Here is a 427-nt window from a genome sequence, read left to right on the forward strand (position 1 = left end):
GTTGTCGAGCACCATCACGCGGTCGGACACGCGCATCACGAGTTCGAGCTTGTGCTCGATCAGCAGGATCGTCAGGCCGCGCGCCTTCAGCGACTGGATCAGTTGCAGCATCTCGGCCGTCTCCGTCTCGTTCATCCCGGCCGTCGGCTCGTCGAGCAGCAGCAGGCGCGGATGCAGCGCGAGCGCGCGGCCGATCTCCACGCGCCGCCGGTTCGCATACGACAGGCTGTGCGCCGGATGATCGATGCGCGGCGTGAGCCGTTCGCCGAAGCCGGCGACGATCGCGCGCGCTTCTTCGCGCAGTTCCGCTTCCTCGCGCCGTACCGACGCGGGCCGCACGAGCGCGCGCAGCACTTCGGCGGCCGCGCCGAGCGCCGGCCAGCCCGGCCGTGCCGCGCGCAGCCGCGCATGCGCGCCGATCAGCACG

The 427-nt window shown here is 71.9% G+C and carries 1 protein-coding gene; it reads right to left on the reverse strand.

The annotated features are described in order from the left end of the window. Positions 1-427: ATP-binding cassette domain-containing protein (locus M3195_RS16745; protein WP_251589228.1), on the reverse strand; the 427-nt coding region annotated here is incomplete at both ends.

It is taken from the genome of Microbacterium hydrocarbonoxydans (assembly GCF_023715885.1).
Classification (GTDB): Bacteria; Actinomycetota; Actinomycetes; order Actinomycetales; family Microbacteriaceae; genus Microbacterium; species Microbacterium hydrocarbonoxydans_C.